1 rRNA gene is annotated in these 2,923 nt (G+C 52.7%); it reads left to right on the forward strand.

Going from position 1 to position 2,923, the window contains the following annotated elements:
• The first annotated feature begins 6 nt into the window (after nucleotides 1-6).
• A 23S ribosomal RNA gene (locus JOE23_RS17695) occupies nucleotides 7-2,921 on the forward strand.
• Nucleotides 2,922-2,923: the final 2 nt, after the last annotated feature.

Here is a 2,923-nt window from a genome sequence, read left to right on the forward strand (position 1 = left end):
CAACTTAGTTAAGTAAGAAAGGGCGCACGGTGGATGCCTTGGCACTAGGAGCCGACGAAGGACGGGACGAACACCGAAATGTCTCGGGGAGCTGTACGTAAGCATGGATCCGGGAATATCCGAATGGGGGAACCCTCTACTCGTAATGGAGTAGAATCATGCACTGAATCGATAGGTGTATGAAGGCAGACCTGGGGAACTGAAACATCTCAGTACCCAGAGGAAGAGAAAGCAAACGCGATTTCCTGAGTAGCGGCGAGCGAAACGGAAACAGCCCAAACCAAGAAGCTTGCTTCTTGGGGTTGTAGGACACATCATACGGAGTTACAAAGGTATGGCTTACATGAAGCGACCTGGAAAGGTCAGCCAAAGAAGGTAACAGCCCTGTAATGAAAAAGTCGTACCCTCCGATGTGGATCCTGAGTACGGCGGCACACGTGAAATGCCGTCGGAATCCGGGAGGACCATCTCCCAAGGCTAAATACTTCCTAGTGACCGATAGTGAACCAGTACCGTGAGGGAAAGGTGAAAAGCACCCCGGAAGGGGAGTGAAAGAGATCCTGAAACCGTGTGCCTACAAGTAGTCGAAGCCCGTTAATGGGTGACGGCGTACCTTTTGTAGAATGGACCGGCGAGTTACGATCTCCTGCAAGGTTAAATCAGAAAAGATGGAGCCGCAGCGAAAGCGAGTCTGAATAGGGCGCATAGAGTAGGGGGTCGTAGACCCGAAACCGTGTGATCTACCCATGTCCAGGGTGAAGGTCAGGTAACACTGACTGGAGGCCCGAACCCACGTATGTTGAAAAATGCGGGGATGAGGTGTGGGTAGGGGTGAAATGCCAATCGAACACGGAGATAGCTGGTTCTCTCCGAAATAGCTTTAGGGCTAGCCTCAAGGGATGTATGTTGGAGGTAGAGCACTGATTGGACGAGGGGCCCCTACCGGGTTACCGAATGCAGTCAAACTCCGAATGCCAAAGATACAACCTTGGGAGTCAGACTATGGGTGATAAGGTTCATAGTCGAGAGGGAAACAACCCAGACCGTCAGCTAAGGTCCCCAAGTATACGTTAAGTGGAAAAGGATGTGGCGTTGCATAGACAACCAGGATGTTGGCTTAGAAGCAGCCATCATTTAAAGAGTGCGTAATAGCTCACTGGTCGAGTGACGCTGCGCCGAAAATGTACCGGGGCTAAACGTATCACCGAAGCTACGGATTGTTCTTCGAACAATGGTAGGAGAGCGTTCTAAGTGCAGTGAAGTCAGATCGAGAGGACTGGTGGAGCGCTTAGAAGTGAGAATGCCGGTATGAGTAGCGAAAAAGAAGTGAGAATCTTCTTCACCGAAAGCCTAAGGTTTCCTGAGGAAGGCTCGTCCACTCAGGGTTAGTCAGGACCTAAGCCGAGGCCGAAAGGCGTAGGCGATGGACAACAGGTTGATAGTCCTGTACCACCTCCTTTCCGTTTGAACAACGGGGGGACGCAGGAGGATAAGGAAAGCGCGCTGATGGATAGGCGCGTCCAAGCAGTGAGTGAGTCAGATAGGCAAATCCGTCTGGCAATCATGAGCTGTGATGGGGAAGGAAATAAAGTACTGAAGTTCCTGATTTCACACTGCCAAGAAAAGCCTCTAGTGAGGAAAGAGGTGCCTGTACCGCAAACCGACACAGGTAGGCGAGATGAGTATTCTAAGGTGAGCGGGAGAACTCTCGTTAAGGAACTCGGCAAAATGACCCCGTAACTTCGGGAGAAGGGGTGCTTCTTGCATGAGAAGCCGCAGTGAAAAGGCCCAAGCGACTGTTTAGCAAAAACACAGGTCTCTGCGAAGCCGCAAGGCGAAGTATAGGGGCTGACACCTGCCCGGTGCTGGAAGGTTAAGGGGACGCGTTAGCGTAAGCGAAGCGTTGAACCGAAGCCCCAGTAAACGGCGGCCGTAACTATAACGGTCCTAAGGTAGCGAAATTCCTTGTCGGGTAAGTTCCGACCCGCACGAAAGGTGCAACGACTTGGGCACTGTCTCAACGAGAGACCCGGTGAAATTATACGATGCGTGAAAATGCGCATTACCCGCGACAGGACGGAAAGACCCCGTGGAGCTTTACTGTAGCCTGATATTGAATGTTGGCACGATTTGTACAGGATAGGTGGGAGCCTAAGAAGCGTGAGCGCTAGCTTACGTGGAGGCGCCGGTGGGATACCACCCTGATCGTGTTGACCTTCTAACCCAGGACCGTGATCCGGTTCGGAGACAGTGTCAGGCGGGCAGTTTGACTGGGGCGGTCGCCTCCCAAAGAGTAACGGAGGCGCCCAAAGGTTCCCTCAGAATGGTTGGAAATCATTCGAAGAGTGTAAAGGCAGAAGGGAGCTTGACTGCGAGACCTACAAGTCGAGCAGGGACGAAAGTCGGGCTTAGTGATCCGGCGGTACCGCATGGAAGGGCCGTCGCTCAACGGATAAAAGCTACCCCGGGGATAACAGGCTTATCTCCCCCAAGAGTCCACATCGACGGGGAGGTTTGGCACCTCGATGTCGGCTCATCGCATCCTGGGGCTGTAGTCGGTCCCAAGGGTTGGGCTGTTCGCCCATTAAAGCGGTACGCGAGCTGGGTTCAGAACGTCGTGAGACAGTTCGGTCCCTATCCGTCGTGGGCGTTGGAAGTTTGAGAGGAGCTGTCCTTAGTACGAGAGGACCGGGATGGACATACCGCTGGTGTACCAGTTGTTCCGCCAGGAGCATAGCTGGGTAGCTACGTGTGGAAGGGATAAGTGCTGAAAGCATCTAAGCATGAAGCCCCCCTCAAGATGAGACTTCCCATCTTTTAAAGAGTAAGATCCCTCAGAGACGATGAGGTAGATAGGTTCGAGGTGGAAGCATGGCAACATGTGCAGCTGACGAATACTAATCGATCGAGGACTTAACTAAAA

Origin of the sequence: Amphibacillus cookii, from assembly GCF_016908375.1 — a bacterium.
GTDB classification, from domain to species: Bacteria; Bacillota; Bacilli; order Bacillales; family Amphibacillaceae; genus Amphibacillus_C; species Amphibacillus_C cookii.